General features: G+C 47.1%; 18 protein-coding genes and 1 pseudogene. 17 read left to right on the top strand and 2 right to left on the bottom strand.

Going from position 1 to position 19798, the window contains the following annotated elements:
• Window positions 1-37 precede the first annotated feature (37 nt).
• Entirely contained in the window at window positions 38-1243 is a 1206-nt protein-coding gene (locus tag HGH47_RS06275) for a hypothetical protein (protein ID WP_212566320.1), read from the bottom strand.
• Here HGH47_RS06275 and HGH47_RS06270 point away from each other — a divergent pair.
• The 9 genes and pseudogenes from HGH47_RS06270 to HGH47_RS06230 all read left to right on the top strand — a co-directional run bounded on the left by HGH47_RS06270 (window position 1220) and on the right by HGH47_RS06230 (window position 12110).
• Window positions 1220-1966, top strand: coding sequence for an RluA family pseudouridine synthase (locus HGH47_RS06270; RefSeq protein WP_230974614.1), 747 nt, complete (start codon window positions 1220-1222; stop codon window positions 1964-1966). The genes HGH47_RS06275 and HGH47_RS06270 overlap by 24 nt on opposite strands.
• A gap of 791 nt (window positions 1967-2757) precedes the next feature.
• On the top strand, window positions 2758-4566 hold the full coding sequence (locus HGH47_RS06265; RefSeq protein ID WP_230974615.1) for a leucine-rich repeat protein: 1809 nt from the start codon (window positions 2758-2760) through the stop codon (window positions 4564-4566).
• A 133-nt stretch (window positions 4567-4699) separates the two neighbouring features.
• Window positions 4700-5191, top strand: a pseudogene (locus HGH47_RS06260) (AAA family ATPase); the annotation flags it as partial.
• A 352-nt stretch (window positions 5192-5543) separates the two neighbouring features.
• On the top strand, window positions 5544-7103 hold the full coding sequence (locus HGH47_RS06255; protein WP_212566321.1) for an ABC transporter substrate-binding protein: 1560 nt from the start codon (window positions 5544-5546) through the stop codon (window positions 7101-7103).
• A gap of 81 nt (window positions 7104-7184) precedes the next feature.
• Window positions 7185-8132 carry an ABC transporter permease gene (locus HGH47_RS06250; protein ID WP_212566322.1) on the top strand — a complete coding sequence of 316 codons (948 nt, stop codon included), beginning with the start codon at window positions 7185-7187 and terminating at the stop codon, window positions 8130-8132.
• Window positions 8129-8953 carry an ABC transporter permease gene (locus tag HGH47_RS06245; RefSeq protein ID WP_253676431.1) on the top strand — a complete coding sequence of 275 codons (825 nt, stop codon included), beginning with the start codon at window positions 8129-8131 and terminating at the stop codon, window positions 8951-8953. The genes HGH47_RS06250 and HGH47_RS06245 overlap by 4 nt, the downstream gene beginning before the upstream one ends.
• Window positions 8950-10734, top strand: coding sequence for an ABC transporter ATP-binding protein (locus HGH47_RS06240; protein WP_212566323.1), 1785 nt, complete (start codon window positions 8950-8952; stop codon window positions 10732-10734). Before HGH47_RS06245 ends, HGH47_RS06240 begins: the two co-directional genes overlap by 4 nt.
• 224 nt (window positions 10735-10958) lie before the next feature.
• Window positions 10959-11309 (top strand): PadR family transcriptional regulator, encoded by a 351-nt coding sequence (locus HGH47_RS06235; RefSeq protein ID WP_212566324.1) that lies wholly within the window; start codon window positions 10959-10961, stop codon window positions 11307-11309.
• Window positions 11310-11318: 9 nt separating this feature from the next.
• Window positions 11319-12110: a class I SAM-dependent DNA methyltransferase gene (locus tag HGH47_RS06230; RefSeq protein ID WP_230974617.1), complete on the top strand. Its 792-nt coding sequence runs from the start codon at window positions 11319-11321 to the stop codon at window positions 12108-12110.
• 45 nt (window positions 12111-12155) lie between these two features.
• On the opposite strand, the gene HGH47_RS06225 is transcribed toward HGH47_RS06230, so the two are convergent.
• Complete coding sequence (locus HGH47_RS06225) at window positions 12156-12437, bottom strand: hypothetical protein (RefSeq protein ID WP_414162766.1); 282 nt, start codon at window positions 12435-12437, stop codon at window positions 12156-12158.
• An 82-nt stretch (window positions 12438-12519) separates the two neighbouring features.
• Between HGH47_RS06225 and HGH47_RS06220 the strand changes: the two genes are divergently transcribed.
• The 8 genes from HGH47_RS06220 to rdgB all read left to right on the top strand — a co-directional run bounded on the left by HGH47_RS06220 (window position 12520) and on the right by rdgB (window position 19588).
• Entirely contained in the window at window positions 12520-13203 is a 684-nt protein-coding gene (locus tag HGH47_RS06220; RefSeq protein WP_212566326.1) for a class II aldolase/adducin family protein, read from the top strand.
• Between the two features lie 8 nt (window positions 13204-13211).
• Complete coding sequence (locus tag HGH47_RS06215; protein ID WP_212566327.1) at window positions 13212-14687, top strand: rhamnulokinase; 1476 nt, start codon at window positions 13212-13214, stop codon at window positions 14685-14687.
• Between the two features lie 22 nt (window positions 14688-14709).
• Window positions 14710-16512: an L-fucose isomerase gene (locus tag HGH47_RS06210; protein WP_212566328.1), complete on the top strand. Its 1803-nt coding sequence runs from the start codon at window positions 14710-14712 to the stop codon at window positions 16510-16512.
• 88 nt (window positions 16513-16600) lie between these two features.
• Window positions 16601-16978 (top strand): DUF4143 domain-containing protein, encoded by a 378-nt coding sequence (locus HGH47_RS06205; protein WP_230974618.1) that lies wholly within the window; start codon window positions 16601-16603, stop codon window positions 16976-16978.
• Between the two features lie 42 nt (window positions 16979-17020).
• Window positions 17021-17242, top strand: a complete 222-nt coding sequence (locus HGH47_RS06200) for a hypothetical protein (RefSeq protein WP_230974619.1) — start codon at window positions 17021-17023, stop codon at window positions 17240-17242.
• A gap of 126 nt (window positions 17243-17368) precedes the next feature.
• Window positions 17369-17749 carry a DUF488 domain-containing protein gene (locus tag HGH47_RS06195; RefSeq protein ID WP_212566329.1) on the top strand — a complete coding sequence of 127 codons (381 nt, stop codon included), beginning with the start codon at window positions 17369-17371 and terminating at the stop codon, window positions 17747-17749.
• Window positions 17750-18083: 334 nt separating this feature from the next.
• Window positions 18084-18998: a hypothetical protein gene (locus HGH47_RS06190; protein WP_212566330.1), complete on the top strand. Its 915-nt coding sequence runs from the start codon at window positions 18084-18086 to the stop codon at window positions 18996-18998.
• The gene (gene rdgB / locus HGH47_RS06185; RefSeq protein WP_212566331.1) at window positions 18983-19588 is read left to right on the top strand and encodes an RdgB/HAM1 family non-canonical purine NTP pyrophosphatase; all 606 of its coding nucleotides are present in this window, start codon (window positions 18983-18985) and stop codon (window positions 19586-19588) included. The genes HGH47_RS06190 and rdgB overlap by 16 nt, the downstream gene beginning before the upstream one ends.
• Window positions 19589-19798 lie beyond the last annotated feature (210 nt).

The raw sequence follows: 19798 nt of genomic DNA, 5'->3' as shown, positions 1-19798 counted from the left end.
TGTTTTTCTTTCCCGCATAGCTCCTCTGCGGGGAGAGTTATTCTTTCTTACCGAAGCCGTACTCGTCCCGTTCAGGGGGAACGTACCAATCGACGGCGAACCAGAGGCTGGGGTCGGCAAGGTCTTGTGCGATTTGCCCGAGCGCAACCTTTGCCGTCGTTTCTGCAATAAGATAGCGCTTGCCGTTGTGCGTAAAGCGTGCTCCGTCGCCGGTACAGTCTACGGCTGCAACCGCGTGTTTTTGTCCGGGTGCAATCATCAAGATGGAATCGATATTGAAGTGCTGCAATAGTACGGACATCAGCAGCGCTCGGCTGTCGCAATCGCCGCTCCGGTCGCTGCACACGGTCGGGATATTGAGAAAGTCTGCTCCGCTTTCATCCCTTGTGTAGGTAAAATTCTGCAGCCACTCCAGCAGGGCTGCGGCGATGGTTTCCGCAGCAGGTATTTTTCCTTCTTTGTCCACTTCGATTAATTCTTTTTCCAGCATCAGCGAAAGATGGCGGCAGCGGGCAATACTGTCGCGGTAAATCATCCGGTAATAGCGCTGCCATGCTTTTTGCTGCAGTGGGGAATTAAGGTAGCGGGTCAGCAGGGCAAACTCGCGGTCTATTACTGCTTGGTTTGCTTCGGAATCGGAGCGGTCAAAATGCACGGAAAGTTTTTTTCCGTTAAAGAGTACTTCTTTTTTTACCGTCCCTTCTTTGGGATATACCGCTTGAATCATCGGACCGGGTTCAAAAAAGGACTGACGGCTGATGAATACCGCATCCAAGCAGGAAATCATCATTGGCTCATATTCCTGCGCTTTTGCCGCCTGCGTTGTTGTTAAGACAACCAGCCATCCCTTTTGTTCGGCGAGCGGCTGCACCAAAAGCCACCCTGCCTGTTTTTGGTTTTGCTGTGTAAATTGAAGGTTTGCAACGAGTGCGGGGTTGCCCTGCATCAAAAATTGTATCGCCTTTTTCTGCGCTTTCAGTTGAGAAAAAATATGTTCCGCCGCAGCGGTTACCGTACCGAACTGTTGATATGGGTAGAGGGCAACCTGTAATCCGACGGGGATAATTGTGTTTTGATAAAGGTAGCGGGAATTATCCCGGGAATTCACCTGCCTGAATCCCTCCGGTAAATCCAATGTATAGCCTAATGAAGGATTGCTGATCAGTTCCGCCCGAAGCGGATAGCCGATACAAAACGATAAAAGGATTACACATAACAAGTGCTGAATTTTTTTTCGATTCATCATATACTCCCCACTATGCACAATAGTCAACAAAATATTGTAAAGAAATCCATTCCGATTGTATACGAGGACGAAGCGATTTGTATCGTTAATAAGCCTTACGGTATTCCGGTACAGGGCGGGGCGCACATTGCCGTGTGCCTTACCGAGATTTTAAGCAAGCAGCTCAGGACAGAAATATTTCCGGTACACCGGCTGGATAAAGAGACTTCCGGCTTATTGGTAACGGCAAAAAGCGCCGCCGCCGCCCGTTCATGCCGCACCTTGTTTGAGTCGAGGGCGGTCGAAAAGGAATATCTTGCATTATGCTTCGGCAGTTTTGAACATTCTGTAAATAAGAAAACATTGAAACCCATTCCGAAAGAAGGCATTATCGATACGCCGATTATGGAAAACGGCACGGCAAAGCCTGCCTCAAGCGCGTATAAACTGCTTGCAGGTACGGACGCATGCAGTTTGTTTTCCGTCCGGTTGCATACCGGCAGAATGCACCAAATTCGTATTCACCTTGCAGGTATCGGCTGCCCGATTATCGGCGACGACAAGCACGGAAACTTTGCATTAAATAAACAGCTTTGGAAAACCGCTCGTATTAAAAAGCTCCAGCTCTGCGCATACCGTCTCCGCTTTCCCATCGGCGGCAAAGTTCGCCTTTTTACCGTGCCGGTACCGGAGCATATACAAGCTGCTATTGATACACTGATGGGTGTAGCTAAAAACTGATTCACAATCCACGTTAGCGGATACGATAAATCATTTTTCTACAGAACTTCTGTCGGAATTGTAATGATCGGACATCGGGGTTATCCCAAAAGTCGGTTGCTTTTGCCATCCCTGCGCTTTTACGTTAAACCTGTTCGGAAATGAAAGTTTCAGAAGAGGTCTGTTATATGCTCTACGGCAGCTTGCCTCCGGTTGTGCGTTTTCTCCTCATTTTTCCGCTTGCGTTTCCCCGTTTTTGCTTCTATAATAATATCTATGTTCAGCCGCAGAACAGGATTGTCGCAGTATAAAAAGTCTCTCACCAAAGCACAAACCCCAGCAAGAAATTCGTACACAGGGCTTGACAGACCTGTAATGGCCGGCAAAATCTTCACGGCTTCACGGCTTCACGGCTTCACGGCGAATACTCTTTAGATAATTTTTTCGCATTTTTTCACAAATATCATTATTTTTTCTCACCAGTAGATGCGGAGCGGCATGGCTTGAGACGGTTTTTTCAGGTTACACAGCACTCTCTTTTCGCATTACAGGGTATAAATAAACCGCAGAGACCGCTAAGAACGCAAAAATATCCCAAGGATTTTTATACTTTGCTTTCTATACCTTATTCTTTGCGCTCTCTGCGTACTTCGCGGTTAATTGAAACACTGAATATCAGCTATTGCATGCGCTTTTACAATGCTGCTTTGTACCGATGGGGACGGCAGAGTATCCGGCTTGATAGGGATAATTATCGATCATTCCGCCATTCAACATGAACGAACAACTACAAACTTAAATAGGAGAACTATATGAAGACTACGAATAAAAGAAGTACATTCTTTGCGTTTGCAGTAACGGCGATGATGCTGGCTGTAAGCATGGTTATGGGCTGTAAGCAGCCGTCCGTTACGGTTACCGCATACCCGGTCAGCTTTAGTGCCGTCGGAGGAACCGTTACCGCCAGTGTAGACGGAAAAGAAATTAAAAACGGGGACTTGATTGGAGTCGGAAAGGAGGTAACCTTTACTGCTCATCCGCAAAGCGGAATGCAGGTTTCACGCTGGACGGGGATAGATAAATCCGAAGGCAAAGTTACCATAACACTGACCGTAAAGGCAGGCGTTTCGGTAACCGCAGAATGCACGGCAATTATGCATACGGTTACCTTTGCGCAACCCGAACACGGAAAGCTTACGGCAAGTATTGACGGAAAAGACTTTACCGGCGGCACCGTGCAAAAAGGGAAAACAGTCGTCTTTACCGCCACCCCTGCCGACGGGTACCGAGTAAAGAGCTGGACGGGAACGGATAATCCTGCAAGCACGGATAATCCTGCAAGCACGGATAAAACGGCAGTACTCACGGTAAAAGAAAATGCAACGGTTTCGGTGGAGTTTGAGTATGGAGTTGAGGTTATTCCGGTTCCAAAATTTAACGTTACCTTTGATACCCCGCAGAACGGCACATTAACAGCAAGCCTTGACGGCGCTCCGTTTACCGGCGGTGAAGTACGAGAAGGCAAAATTATCGTCTTTACGGCAGAACCTGCTCCTACCTACCGTGTAAGAAAATGGACGGGATTGGAAAATGCAGATACTAAAACCATCCACACACTCACCGTTACAAAAGCGGTACACGTGTCGGTTGAATTTATCAATGTGCCCGAGTACACCATAACATTTAACCAACCTGCCAATGGAGCTCTTAAAGCCACCCTTGACGGTGTTCAATTTAACAGCGGTGACAAAGCTGCGGAAGGGCAGCATATCGTTTTTACCGCCATTCCCGAAATAGACTACCGGCTCTTAAAGTGGGAAAACGTAAATACCGACCCCGAACACGGCTATGTTAAAGTCCACACGGTGCAAGCAGACAAGACTGTTTCGGTAACCTTTGAACCTGACGATATTCTTACCATTAGAAAAGATTGGAGAGGAGAGCATTATGTCGAATCGTGTAAAAAAACTGCCGAAGGGGTAATCGCAGTTCCCGACTATGTAAAAAGCATTGCAAATAACGCCTTTAAAGACTGCGTAAAAGTTACCGAGGTAACCATTCCTTCAGGTCTTACCGAAATCGAATTCTCTGCTTTTAGCGGCTGCACGGGGCTGACAAGCATAACCCTTCCTGCGGGGCTTACCAAAATCGGAAACTCTGCTTTTGGAGGCTGCACGGGGCTGACGAGCATAACCATTCCTGCGGGTGTTACCAAAATCGAAAGCTCTGCTTTTGGAGGCTGCACGGGGCTGACGAGCATAACCATTCCTGCAGGTGTTACCCAAATCGGAAGCTCTTCTTTTGAAGGCTGCACGGGGCTAACGAGCATAACCCTTCCCGCAGGTGTTACCCAAATCGGAAGCTATTCTTTTTCCGGCTGCACGGGGCTGACAAGCATAACCCTTCCTGCGGGTGTTACCCAAATCGGAAGCTATTCTTTTTCCGGCTGCACGGGGCTCAAAGACATCACTATCGAAGCGATGAATATAACGGGGATAGGAAGTTATGCATTTGACAATATTCATGACGAAGCACGGTTTAAGGTTAAATCCGGCGGCAATGTAAAGCAGAAGCTGCTTGACTACGGGGTTAATGCAGACAAGATTATTGAACAACCGTAGAAGAAATATGAGAGAAATTCGTGCAGCTGAGTTGCTGCACGGGCTGATGGGGGCTTGTCCCGAAAGGGGGCAAGCCCTTGTGGAATGAGAGCGAAGCCTTACTACAAGGAAAGGGCTTCGCGTATAAAACATTTGGTTTAGCACGGGAACGCCGACATTTTTAGTGAATTTTCTCAAAGAAGCACACTATTTTATCCCTGACTTGGATGGAAATGTTGAGCTCGATGAATCGGGATTACAGACCTATCGGGCGGTAGCACAAGATGCACTGCCTATTCTCTTTCAGGCCGGTTATTTGACCATAAAAGAGTACATACGCGATGTTAGGCTCTACCGGCTTGGCTTTCCGAATGATGAAGTACGATACGGCTTTTTGGAAAATCTGCTGCCAGCATACTCTGATGTCCCCTTTGGTCAAACAGGCGTATGGGTAGGACGTTTTGTACAGGATATCCGCAAGGGGAATGTAAACGGCTTTATGGAACGGATGCAGTCGCTTATCGCCGGTATTTCTTATGACAACTTTAACAGCAAAGAGCTGAAATTGCGGGAGCAAAACTACCAGACAGCAGTGTACCTCATCTTTAAACTGATGGGGCAGTTTGTGCAGACGGAAGTCCACTGCTATAGCAGTGCCGCCACGGATGGCGGCGGTTCCACGCAGCAGCGATGTTTTTGCTTTACAAAAACTCGACGTTAAACAATGTACAAGGACGTACATTGTTTAACAGGATTTGAGGAAGCAACGCGGACAATTAAGAATTGGAAAACCGAGGTGTTTGAAAAGTAAATTACATCAATGAGCTGCGCTCCTACCTCCGCAGAATTCTGCCATTGTTGATATCGAAGATCGCCTTATTTATGTAGAGTAATATCAATGCCTGTTTTTTCCCCTTCCACTTGACACCATAGTGCATAATGCACTATTATGCGCCCCGAAGTTAGTTATTATTAACTTAATATAGAGTGGAGGCGTTATGTTAAACAAAACAATACGCGCATTAGGAATAGGTGCGCTGTGTGTAGTGCTGGCGGTTTCGTGCAGCAAGGAAAAAAATGCGGATATGCAGGGTATGCAGAATCCGGAGGCAAAAAAGGCTGCGGATATTGTGCTGCGGGAAGCAGGCGGGGACTTCGGCTATCCGAACCCGTTTCGGCACCAAAACCGCGGGCCGGGCTTTTTCAAAATGGAATTGATTTACGATTCGCTTTTGGAAAAGGACGAAAAAGGGCTGATCCCATGGCTTGCAAAGGAATGGTCGGTGAACGATGACGGGCAAACCTATACGTTCACCATTGTAGACAATGCAACGTGGCATGACGGCAAGCCGCTGACGGCGGACGATGTTGCGTTTACGGTTAAGTATTTTGAAGCACATCCGCCGATGCGCGGAGGTCTGATGCTGCATGGAAAATATCTGATGGATTCCGTTACCGTCAACGGCAATACGGTGAGCATTCACATTCCGGAATATACGCCGACCGCGCTGGAAAAAATCGGCAGTATGCGCATCATCCCCAAACACGTCTGGGAACATATTGACGACCCTGCAAAATTTTCCGGCGAAGGTGATATCGTCGGTTCCGGGCCGTATAAACTGGCTTCTTACCAGAGCGAACAGGGCGCATATAAAATGGTACGCTTTGACGAATTTTGGGGATTAAAGCCCGCCGTTTCCGCAATAGAATGGATTCCCGTCAGCGATGCTATTTTGGCATTTAATAACGGCGAAATTGATATTACCAACTTGCCCGCCGATCTCGTCAAAAATTACGAAAACAACAGCGAGTTTAAGGTCGTTAAAAATTTCGGTTTGCACGATTTCCGTTTCTATTTCAATTTTGATACCGTTCCTGCTTTCCGCGAAAAGGAAGTCCGGCAGGCAATCGCGTATGCAATAGACCGCAAAGAATTAATCGAAAAGCTTGAACGTGGTTCGGGGCTGGAAGGCAGTCAAGGGTATCTGCACCCTGCGCACCCGATGTACAATCCCAATCTTCCCAAGTACGAGTTCAATGTTGAAAAAGCAAAGGAGCTGATGAAGGGCAGAACAATCAACGCGCAGTTGACCGTGGGCAGCTCGCCGAAAGAGGTAAAGATGGCGGAGCTGATTAAAATCAGATTGGCGGATATCGGAATTACGTTGGATGTTGTCAGTGTCGACTCCAAAGCGCGGGACGGTATGATCCGGGATAAAACCTATCAGACTGCGATTGTGGAATCGGGCGGTATGGGCGGCGATGCTGATATGCTGCGCGAAATTTATTCGTCTAAAATGAAAAAGCCTCACCTTGCCGGATATGCCAATGCGCGGCTAGATGACCTATTGTACCGGCAGTCGATAGAGCGGAATGCGGAAACGCGGAAGCAGCTGATCTATGATGTGCAGGAAATTCTTGCGGATGAAATTCCGATGCTGCTGCTCTACGGCAAAATCGATAATGCGGTGTATCGCCCCGCAAAATACGACCGGTGGACGGTGCGGTACGATCACGCAAAATTGGAGCATCCTAAGTTATCGTACATTATCCGGTAAAATAGAGCGAGTAAAAAGCGATATTTAAAGCTGCTGCAGTACAACGCGGCAGCGCAGCACGCACGTGAGGCTTCCTCCCCAATGAAATATTTCGTTTTATTTTTTGCTTTGATTACCGCTCATTTTTTTCTTCCCCGCTTGATGCGCGCAGATCCGTTTGTGTTCATCTCATCAGACGGAACGGAAGTTGCAAGCTACAGCGAGGAAGAAATCAATAAGTACAAAGCGTATTACGGACTCGACAAGCCGCTGTGGCAGCAATATGTGCAGTACGTTGCGGGTATTGCTACTGCTAATTTAGGCTACAGCATTTACTTTAAAGATTCGGTGGTCAACCTTATTTTTAAGCGGCTGGTATGGACGGCGGGGATTGTGTGCGCGTCCCTATTGTTCAGTCTATTGCTGGGACTCTGTTTGGGAAGTCTGAGTGCGTGGTTTGCCGGAAAGCGGCTTGACGGTTTTTTGTATCATACCATGACGGTAGTGTCGGAGATTCCGTCCTTCTTAACGGCAAACGCTATTCTGATGCTGTTTGTTATCCGCTGGAGAGTATTACCGACATCGGGCGGCATCACGCCGTTTTTACCGCTGGAGTTTACCCTGCCTGTTATCACCGACATCATAAAACACGCGGTGTTGCCTGCGCTGACCTTATCCTTGCTTAAAACACCGGATTTTTATTTTGTAACCCGGAGCGCGATGCTGCGGCAGCTGCAAAAAAAGTATGTCGAAACCGCGCAGGCAAAATCTTTGGGAGCGTTCACCATCGTGGTAAAACACTGTCTGCCGAATGCATCAAACCCGATTATCACCCGCTTTTTGCTCAGCCTACAAACGCTCTTTAACGGTGCGCTCATTGTAGAAAACGTCTTTAAGTATCCCGGTATCGGCAGGCTCATTAGGGATGCCGTCTTTTATCGAGACTACCTTTTGCTGCAAGGCATCTTTTTTGTTATCACCGTGTTTATCTTGTGCATCAGTGCAGTGGGTGAAGCGGTGTACCGGCGGACGGAAAGGAGTGCAGTGTGAAACAACCGAAATTTACTACGCCGTATCTGCCATGCTTTTTTTTGTGTGCGGTTGTGCTGGCTGCCGTTTTACCGTACTTTCCGTTTTTGAAATCGGGTACCATACCCAGCGGAGTTGCACTGAGTCCGCCGTCGCGGGAACATTGGTTCGGCACTGATGACCTCGGCATCGATCTTTTTGCGTCGATCTGTTATGGGGCAAAAAGCAGTTTGCTCTTATCGGTGGGGAGCGCAGTAGCTGCAGCAATCGGTGGCAGTATCATCGGGATGCTTGCAGGCTATGCAGGCGGCAGTATCGACGCGGTGATAGTGAGTATGATCGATTTTTGTATCGGTATTCCCGATCTGCTGCTGATGGTAGTGCTGGGAGTTTTTTTGGGTCCGGGGTTGGCGAATATCATCTTTGCTATTTCCCTTGTGTCGTGGATAATGCCTGCTAAAATTGTCAGGAGCGAAGTGCTCAAACTGAAAACGGAACCGTATATCCGGCTTTCAAAAGCGTACGGCGCGCATTTTTGGCATATCTTTGCGTGGCATTTTTGGAAACCGCTTTTTTCTATTATGCTGGTGAGTGTGATTAAGATTATGAATAAAGCGATTCTGGCGGAAGCATCGCTCGCGTATTTGGGACTCGGCGATCCGCTGTCAAAAAGCTGGGGGATGACCATTACCCGTGCAATGGATTTTCCGAATATTTACCTCACGGATTTTTGGAAGTGGTGGCTCGTATTTCCCACAGCCGTGATGGTGTGTACCGTGCTCTCTGTTGCGGCAATCGGTAGGCGGATGGAGCTGAGCATTGGAGGGCGTACCCGCTCATGATGCCGGACGAAATACTCAGGGTAGAAAACCTCACGGTGCGGTACCGAAGCGCCGCCGATACGGAAATTTACCATACCGCTGCCGGTAATACAGACAAGGCAGGAACACGCACTCCTGCAGCCGGTAATACTGATAGAGCCAAATCCGGAATATGGAATGTCAGCTTTTCGCTCAAGCGGGGTGAACGCTGCGGCATCATCGGAGAATCAGGCGGCGGCAAGAGCACGCTGCTTTCGGTAATTATGGGCTTACTGCAAGAAAAGCGCGGCGGCGATGCCGACTCTGCTGAGATAACGGGCAAAATCATTTATAATGGAAGAGAAATACAAAATACCGGAAAAAATGAGTGGAAACATCTCCGCTTTACGGAAATCGGACTGGTGTTTCAGAATCAGGATGAGCGGCTCAATCCTGCGCTAACGGTTGGGGAGCAAATTGCCGAAATCCTGCGCAAAAAAACAAGTGATGCCGCGCTGTTGGAACAAGAACTTGCCGCAGTGCTCCAGTCCGTCGGGCTGGAAGCAAGCGTAAAAAACCGGTATCCGCATGAACTTTCCGGCGGTATGCGGCAGCGGGTATTTATCGCAATGGCAATTTGCCTGCGCCCGCCGCTTTTGTTGATTGATGAGCCGACAACCGCATTAGACCCCGCATCAAAGCAGCAGATACTGCAACTTCTAAAAAACATCCGGAGCGAATACGGCACGACAATGTTGATTGTTTCCCATGATCTTGCAGTGATTGAAGCCCTCACTGATAATCTGATGGTACTGCTGCACGGATATATTATCGAAAAAGGCAAAACGCAGAATATCTTGGAAGAGGCAAAGCACCCGTACACCAATGCGCTGCTGCAATCGAGTACCTATCTTAATCCGTGGAAGGATTTGTGGGGCATTAAAGAAGCGGATGAACGGCAGAGCTGCCCGTTTTATGAGCGGTGTACGCAAAAAAGCAGCGAGTGCCTATCGTACACGCCGTATTTGCCGCCGGAGTGCAGTGAAGGCTGTGCCTGTGCAAAAAACGGCATACAGACTATTTTAAGCGTCCACCATCTTTCAAAGACGTTCGGTATGGGCACACAAAAAACAGCAGCCGTTCAAGACTGCTCGCTGCGGGTGCGGCACGGAGAAATTGTCGCCTTGCTGGGAAAATCCGGTTCGGGGAAAACGACCGTGCTGCATATCATTGCAGGGCTTTTGAACAAAGACGCCGGTTCCATTGTGTTTAACGGCACCTCAATGGAAAAAAATAATTTGCTTGCGCGGGAACATGCCCTGCAAATTGTAGAGCAGGATGCGTTTTCTTCAATGAACACCGCGCTGAGCGTACAGGAAATTATCGCCGAACCATCCGTCATCCGCTACCGTAAAAGCGCCGCTGCCTTTGCGGAAACGGCAGCGAAATATGCAAAGCTCTGCGGGCTGCCTGCCGATGCTGCGCTGCTGCATAAAAAAGCACGGGAATTATCCGGCGGGCAGCGGCAAAAAACCGCGATTGCACGGGCGCTCTCGATGCAGCCGATACTGCTGTTAGCAGATGAAATAAACGCCATGCTCGACGATTCATCTAAGGTGAACATCATGCGCCTTTTAAAGCAGCTGCAATACGAACTCGGCTTTTCGATGCTGCTGGTTACACACGACATCGACCTTGTAAAGAAAGTTGCCGACTATGTGTACCGCATGGAAGCCGGCCGCATCGTAGAAGAAGGCAGCATACGGAAGGTGTTTGGTAGGGCAAGCGCATCAGGTGGCTGTTTTAACAGCCCCGCAGAATAATGGAGTCTGCTCAACCAGAGTTTCGCCGCTGTACGGCTCAAATGGTCTCCCAGTCTCCATTATTCTGCGATTTTGCCTACTCAACCTGATGCGCTTGCCCGTCTGCTGGAAAAAATGTGCGAAATTTTAATAAAATTTCGCACAGAAGGAAGGCAACTGCTTAAACTATTTGTGATGCAGTTGCCCTGAAGTATTTTGTAAAAAGGATTGAGAGGGAGTATGCAATGAATATCAATGAAAAATCGAAATTTAAGCATTTGACGGCGTTTATCTTAGTTATCCTTGCAGAGCAGCCGCGCAATCCGCGGGATATACAGTCGATCCTTCTGCAGGATTTTCCCGGTTTTACCATCGATATGTCAACCGTGTACCGCTGCCTCAGCAGTTTGGAAAAAGAAGGCTTGGTAACGATGGAGTGGGAATTGCCGCCGGAAGGAGCTGCACGGAAGAAATATGCAATTACGTCGAGCGGTAAACATGATTTATGTGAATGGAAAGAAGACATTGAAATCCGCAAACATAATTTTGAGGTCTTTTTACAAAAATATACTGCACTGGAGACAGGGCAAAAATAGGAGAAGGTAATGATGGAACTAACGATGTATGATTTCGAACGGTATATTCAAAAAACTCGGACTGACGCAAATTCCGAACAAATGTGGGATAACAGAAGCGAAAGCTTTCATGCACATACGGAAAAAAAACGAAAGCAGTTTGCAAATGAATTTGTATTTCGACTGATAAAAGAACGGACACTACTTGGTGCGGATTCTAAAGTTTTGGATATCGGCTGCGGAACGGGGCGGCATTTGCTGGAATTTTCGGCATACACACCGTATCTTACCGGTATCGATATTTCTTCAAAAATGCTTGCGTATGCACAAGAAAAACTTCAGCATATTCCGCAGGCAACATTAATTCACGGTAATTGGATGGAAACATTTACAACTAAAGACGAATTTGATTTTGTCTTTGCGTGTATGACGCCAGCAATCAGCTCCATCGAGAATATAAAACGAATGAATATGATTTCAAAAAAGTATTGTATGCTGGAACGAGTTATATATCAAAAAGACATTGTTCAAGAAGAAATAGAACAACACTTCCAACAGAAATTATTTAACCGTCCGCATAACAATAAAAATTATATCTATGGGATTTGGAATATTTTGTGGCAGATGGGATATTATCCGAACGTTTTTTTTGATAAACGTATTCAGACTGTAACTCATGCTGTCGAATTTTATACACAAGAGGTTGAATATACCGATGAAGAAAAAGCAACAGTTATGCAGCTTTTGAACGAAAAACAAAAAGACGGTGTAATCACGACAGAAGAATCTGTGGTAAAAGCGATTATCCTGTGGGAAACATAAATGGAAAGCTCTAAAAATTCATGCCTGAAGTTTTTATAGATGCCTTTATTCATACACGATCTTATTTCCGAGTATATGCATAATATCTTCAGGCGGACGGGAATCGGTCAAAAGCAAATCGATTTCATCAAATTCACAAATTTTACAAAAAAATTCTACATTCATCTTATCGCTGTCGCACAGTAAAATACGCTGCCGAGCGTTTTTAATCATTGTTTTTTTGACTGAGGCTTGTGCAAGAGTTGCTTCTGTTATGCCTGCTGCCCGGGATAGCCCACCGCAGGACATAAAAAGGATATCCGCCCTAAACTGATTAAAAAATAGAATTCCTAAGAATTTTTGTCAATCTTGTGATTGAAATTGACAGGAGAAATGGCTGTGTTATACTTAAAACATAAGAGGCTATAAAATGAACATAAGTGAATTGAAAGACCAAGTGTGCGATATTTGCCATAAAATGTGGCAGTTAGGTTGGGTTGCAGCCAATGACGGTAATGTATCCGTTAAACTTGACGACGGCACCTTTTTGGTAACCCCGACAGGGATTAGTAAGAGTTTTATTACACCCGAAAAGCTGCTTATTGTTGCAAAAGACGGCGCTATTATTGAAGGAGCAGAAGGATATAAGCCTTCCTCCGAAATTAAAATGCACTTTCGCTGTTACGAAGAACGTGATGACGTCGGGGCTGTCGTACACGCCCATCCGCCTGCCGCAACAGGCTTCGCCGTGGCTCATGTACCCTTGGATCGCTATACGATGATCGAATCCGTTATTACGATCGGTTCCGTACCGGTAACTCCATACGGAACGCCTTCCACGCATGAAGTTCCGGATGCGATTACCCCCTATCTGCAAGAACACGATGTAATGCTGTTGGAAAACCATGGAGCATTAGCGGTCGGTTGTGATCTCATCACTGCATACTACCGTATGGAGACGTTGGAACTCTGGGCAAAGATCAGTATAAATGCAACCATTCTCGGCGGTGAAAAAGAAATTTCCCCTGAAAACATTGAACGTTTGTGCAGAATGCGTGCCGACTATAAGGTAACCGGCCGGCATCCGGGGTATAAGCATTATCGAAAAGAATGAGAGAACCTATGATATCCGGTAATAAAGTTGTATTAGCGCTTGATTTCGGCGCTTCAAGCGGGCGCGCTTTCTTAGGCTGCTTTGACGGCAGCCGTATTACGATGCAGGAAAGTCATCGTTTTTCAAATGATCCCGTTATGCTAAATGGAGTATTGTATTGGGATTTTTACCGTTTATTTTTTGAAATTACACAGGGCATTCTGAAAGCGCAGCAGGACGTGCCTGTCTCAAGTATCGGGATTGATACATGGGGGGTAGACTTCGGCTTGCTACGAAAAGACGGTTCGCTTATTGAAACGCCCGTTCATTATCGTGACGGACGAACCGAAACAAGTTTCCCTCATGCTTTACAAAAAATCAACGCCGAGCGGTTTTACCGTATTACCGGCGTACAGCTAATGCCGCTTAATACGGTGTTCCAGCTCTATGCACTAAAGGAACAGCGTCCCTACCTGCTTGACGGCGCCGAAACGATGCTGTGTATGCCGGATCTTTTCAATTATTTTTTAACCGGTGAAAAGCGGACGGAGTGTTCCATCGCTTCTACTACACAGATGCTTGATGCCGACTCTCAAACATGGTCGGAGGAGATTATCGGTGCACTGGGGCTGCCTGCTCATATTCTTACCCCTATTATCCCCTCCGGTACCGAAATCGGCTTACTGAAACCGTCGGTGTGCGAAGGTTTCGGAAAGACTGCCGTCAAGGTTACGGCCGTTTGCGGGCATGATACGCAGAGCGCCGTTGCCGCTGTTCCTGCCGACTGTGACGATTTTATCTTTGTCAGCTGCGGAACATGGTCTTTATTCGGAACTGAGCTGGATGCTCCGCTTATTTCGGATGATTCCGCACGGTTTAATATTACCAATGAAATAGGTTTCGGCGGTAAAACAAATTTTCTAAAAAACTGTACCGGCCTTTGGCTGATACAAGAGAGCAAAAGGCAGTGGCAGCGGGAAGGTAAAAACTACTCGTTTGCAGAGCTTGAGGCAGAGGCGCGTAAAGCCAAGCCGTTCGTATCATTTATCGATCCGGATGCTCCCGAATTAGGTGTTCCCGGCGATATCCCCGGGCGGATACGGGCATACTGCAAGAACACCGGTCAGCCCGTGCCGGAAACGGTCGGAAGCATTATGCAGTGCATTTATCAGAGTCTCGCTTTCCTGTATCGAAAAACCCTTGAAGAAATAGAGCTGTGTACCGGTAAACGATATCCTGTTATTCATATAGTCGGCGGCGGCATTAAGGATACGCATCTCTGCCGTCTTGCAGCAAATGCCTGTGGACGGCCGGTAAAAGCAGGCCCTACGGAAGCCTCGGCATTGGGTAATATTGTAGTGCAATTAATCGCTTCCGGCGATGTACGGAATATCAAGGAAGCCCGGAAAGTTATTGCCGCTTCATATCCGGTTGCAGAATATGAGCCGGAAGATACACGCCTGTGGGATGAACATTACAGTGCATTTCGGGCGTTTTGTCGTTAACAGAAAACAGTAAGGAGGACGTATGTCAACACAGTTTAAGCAAACGGAACCGGTAAACCGGTATAAAGGACACTTACCGAAAATCGGTATCAGACCGGCTATTGACGGTCGGCAGCAGGGAGTGCGGGAGAGTCTTGAAGACCAAACCATGAATATGGCAAAGAGCGCTGCGGCGCTGATTAGCGGAAATCTCCGCCATCCGAATGGTATGCCGGTTGAGTGCGTTATCGCAGATTCTACTATCGGCGGTGTCGGCGAGGCTGCTGCCTGCGAGGAAAAATTTCAGCGGGAAGGTGTGGATATCACGCTGACCGTAACCCCCTGCTGGTGCTACGGTTCCGAAACTATGGATATGAATCCGATGACCATTAAGGCAGTGTGGGGCTTTAACGGTACGGAACGACCCGGCGCGGTATATCTTGCGGCCGTGCTTGCAGGACACACCCAGAAGGGGCTGCCCGCATTCGGCATTTACGGACGGGATGTTCAAGATGCCGATGACACTGCTATTCCCTGCGATGTAAAAGAAAAAATCTTGCTTTTTGCCCGTGCAGCCCTTGCCGCTGCATGGATGCGGGGAAAATCATATCTGTCTATCGGAAGCGTCTCGATGGGGATTGCAGGTTCGATCGTTTCTCAGGACTTTTTCCAGCGGTATCTCGGTATGAGAAATGAAACCGTCGATATGTCCGAACTTATTCGGCGCATCAACGAGAATATCTACGATGAAGAAGAATTCAAAAAAGCGCTTGCATGGACAAAAGAACACTGCAAAGAGGGGAAGGACGACAACCCCGAAAAAATGCAGCATTCACGGGAACGGAAAGATAAAACATGGGAAATCTGTGTTAAGTGCATGATCATCGTCCGCGATTTGATGATCGGAAACAAGAAACTTGAAGCAAAATTTCCTGAGGAAGCCAAAGGACGCAACGCCTTGTTGGCAGGCTTCCAAGGACAGCGCCACTGGACTGATTTTATGCCGAACGGCGACTTCTTCGAAGCCATGCTGAACTCCAGTTTTGACTGGAACGGTATCCGTGAGCCATTCTTAGTAGCCACCGAAAATGATTCGCTGAACGGCGTTTGTATGATGTTTGAACATCTGCTCGGCTATAGTGCGGCGATTTTCTCCGACGTCAGAACCTATTGGAGCCCCGAAGCGGTTGAACGGATTACCGGATGGAAGCCTCAAGGCGATGCGGCAAACGGCTTTATCCATTTGATTAATTCCGGAGCAACCTGTCTTGACGGTACGGGGAAACAGAAAAAAGACGGTAAGTCCGTTATGAAGCCGTTCTGGGAAATCACCTCCGGAGAAGCTAATGCCTGTCTTGATGCCACGCAGTGGCGATATGCGAGCTTGGAATACTTTAGAGGCGGCGGTTATTCTTCCAACTTCTTAACGGAAGGCGGAATGCCGGTTACTATGGCGCGTCTTAACTTGGTGCACGGCTTGGGTCCGGTACTGCAAATTGCCGAAGGCGCCACCGTATCGCTTCCTAAAGCCGTAAACGAAAAACTTGATCTGCGCACCAATCCGACTTGGCCGACTACGTGGTTTGTTCCGCGCTTGACCGGTAAGGGCGCATTTACAGATGTTTATTCCGTCATGGCAAAGTGGGGTGCAAATCACGGGGCAATTACATACGGACATATCGGGGCAGAACTGATCGCACTGGCCGCTATTTTGCGTATACCGGTGTGTATGCACAATGTTGAAAATGCAAAAATCTACCGTCCGCAGTACTGGAATGCTTTCGGCGATGAGTTGGAAGGCGCGGATTATCGTGCATGTGCAACACTCGGACCCCTGTATAAATAACAGGGAACGGGGGCTGTCCCGAAAGTAACCGACTTTTGGGACAGTCCTAATTCGAGAGGATTGGTATGAAAACTATATCGATACCTACTTGGATTTGGATATACGGGATCAGATTAATTCCGGCAATATTTCTCTGTTCAAGAAGTTTGTGCACGTGTGCGCGGTGCACAGCGGTCAGCTGCTTTCTATGGATAGCATTGCGCGGGATACCGGCATTTCTGCGCCGACGGTGAAGAGCTGGCTTTCTATTTTAGAGGCTTCGTTTATTATCCACTTTCTTGAACCGAATACTAATAACCTTGGACGAAGCATCGTAAAAACGCCGAAGCTCTATTTTGTTGATTCAGAGTTGATGTGTCATCTTTTGCGGCTGGAGACAAAAGAAGATTTGCTCTTGAGCCGATACAAGGGAGCCGCGGTTGCGACCTTTGCCGTTTCGGAATTACTGAAACATCGCCTGAATTAGGGTAAAAAAGCGAACCTCACCTTTTTTAGAGACAGCAAGGGCTTGGAGGTAGATACGATTGCGGATTGGAACCGTACTTTTGCGATTGAGATAAAAAGTTCCAATGCCCCGGACGCAAAGCTGTCGCGCAACACAAAAAAATACCTGCAGCTGCTGAATGATGAAACGGCAAAAAACGCAGTGTTTTATTTGTCCGATATGAGTATGAACATCAACGGCACTGCTTATGTGAGCTGGCGCGATTGGGAAAAGTATTTACAGTGAGCTTTTGCGGATAGTGTCGTGGATAACACGCTACGATACATCGCTAAGGTGCATGCAAACCATACATGATACGTCGGAAGAGTACTGGCACAAGATTAAGGCGTAGATGCGTTAGGAGGCATTATTATGGGAACACTATATTGGAAGCGGATATACGATGCTGCTGAACCGCAAGACGGGTTTAGGATATTAGCTGATCGGCTATGGCCGCGCGGACTTACAAAAGAAAAGGCAGCGCTCGGAGATTGGGCTAAAGATATTGCACCATCATCGGCAATACGACAAGCCTATCATAGAAAAGAAATGGATTACGGCCATTTTTCCGCCCTCTATGCAAATGAATTGGCGGAAAATCCTGAAGCACCGGCTTTTATCGAAAAAATTAAGACCGAGCTACAAAACGGGAACGTTACAATACTGTATGCGGTCAAAGAACTTGAGACTAGCCATATTCCTACCCTACGGGCATTTATCGAAAAAAATATATACAGCCCTCGCTTTCATTAGTACTTCCCTGATTATTTTCGAAGTCTCAAATTCTGATATTCCGTATGTCATATTCTGACAGGTGAATTAGTTACGTTTTATCCATATTTCGATGTTACTGCATAATCACGGTAGGAGAAAAACGGAACAAACATATTCTTTCATACGTATAATTTAATGAAAAAACTTGTAAGTTATTATCATAGAAGGACTTATTTTAATAAATTTATTATCCGTCTTTGCCAATCATTATCTTTTATGGACTGTTCGGTTTTTGAAAAATCCTGCAATCCTTTTTTGGCATATATCTTGCTATGACAACCCTATAGACAAGATGAAACCGAAGGAGAAACGTATGCAAGAGGATATCATTGAAACGATATTGGCGGACTTTTCACGGCAGAATAAACAAAAAAAAGCCGTAGATACGCTGTTTCAGTATTTGTATTTTAATCTCGGTGAATTCGGGGTCTACTGTGGAAGCGAGGATATGCGCAGTGACTTTTTGCTTTGGCTCTATCCAAAGCTGGATACTATCATAGACGGTTATAATCCCGATAGGTCAATATTTCCTACTTACTTGCGAATGTCTCTTACCTATAGTTGGAAGCTTTTTCTAAGGCGGAATCGTGAACAGGCAACGTATGCTTCCGTTGCTCAAGATGATCAGCAGCGGATCGTTAAAACGAGACGGGACGAACAGAACGGATCACAAAACTATGAATTGTATGCAGCAAGTCCGTCGCCTTCATATACGGTGTTACCCGAAAAAGTTCAGTCTATTCAGGAAACAATCAGATGGGAAAGAAAAAGAAAAGACATCTATACACGTTATTTTCTCGAACTACTGTGTAAGTCTTGTTTTTGTATCAACGAACATTTGCTGCAAACAGTTGCCGTACATTTAGGAATATCGGTACGAAAGGTGAGACTGCTGATTGAGGAAGCAAAGGAGCTGACCGATAAACGGGATGCTGTTTACAACGAATGGGTAGCAAAGCGGGATTTTTATTATGTGCGGTATAAGAGTGCGACGCTCCAGCTTCGTAAGGTTGATGAGGCGCATGGTTCCGTTATCAAACGTTTGAAACATCGTCAGGCATACAGCTATGCACGTTGGCAGGGATACCTGAAGCGGATACGGGAATACACGCGGGGGCCGAGCAATCGAGCATTGGCACGGCAACTGGGCGTTTCTCGAGCAACGATTAACAGCGATCTTGTCGAGCTTAAAAAAGCGTGTTATGGTAAGCCATGCACATATACTTAGCAAGCGGCAACCGACATAAGCAAGAAGAATTTGCCGCTATTTTGGAAGGCCATCACATCAGCCTCCCTGCTGATGCGGGTATCCTCTTTGACCCCGAAGAAACGGGAACGACTTTTTTAGAAAATGCATTATTAAAAGCCCGCGTCCTATACGAATGTGTTAAATGTCCGGTGATTGCCGACGATTCGGGGCTGTGTATCGATGCGCTGGGCGGTAAGCCCGGTATCTATTCAGCCCGCTACGGCATGAAAGACGGTGTACAGCTGAAAGCGGAGGAGCGGAATCAACTTGTGCTGCAACAGATGAAAGGGATAGAAAACCGCAGCTGCCGGTTTGTCTGCTGCATTGCGGTAATGCTGGATGCTCACCGTTTTTTTACGGTACAAGAAACATGCGAGGGCGTAATTGCCGAATCGGAGCGCGGAGAACACGGCTTCGGTTATGATCCGATTGTGTATCTTCCCAAGATCGGCAAAACGGTTGCAGAACTGACGGCACAAGAAAAAAACGAACTGTCCCATCGCGGAAAAGCCGGACGAATTGTCGCCCAACTATTGGCTATGTTTCCGTCCACTGCGTCGGGATGTTGATTTTTGGCAATAGCCATTCCGTTAGCCTTTTGAAAATGGGTAGAGCAGATGCTAGGAGCGAGCACAAATTAACCGCAGGCCTGTTGAAAAGTGTACATCCGTGTACACTTTTCAACGACGAGTTTTCGCTGCGCAAAAACATCGCCTTTGCGTGGAACCACGGACATCCTCGCCCAAAATGAACGTCCGTGTACATTCTTGGGCTGCGAG

It is taken from the genome of Treponema sp. OMZ 805 (assembly GCF_050937395.1).
Classification (GTDB): Bacteria; Spirochaetota; Spirochaetia; order Treponematales; family Treponemataceae; genus Treponema.
This window is presented reverse-complemented; position numbering and strand designations above follow the sequence as displayed.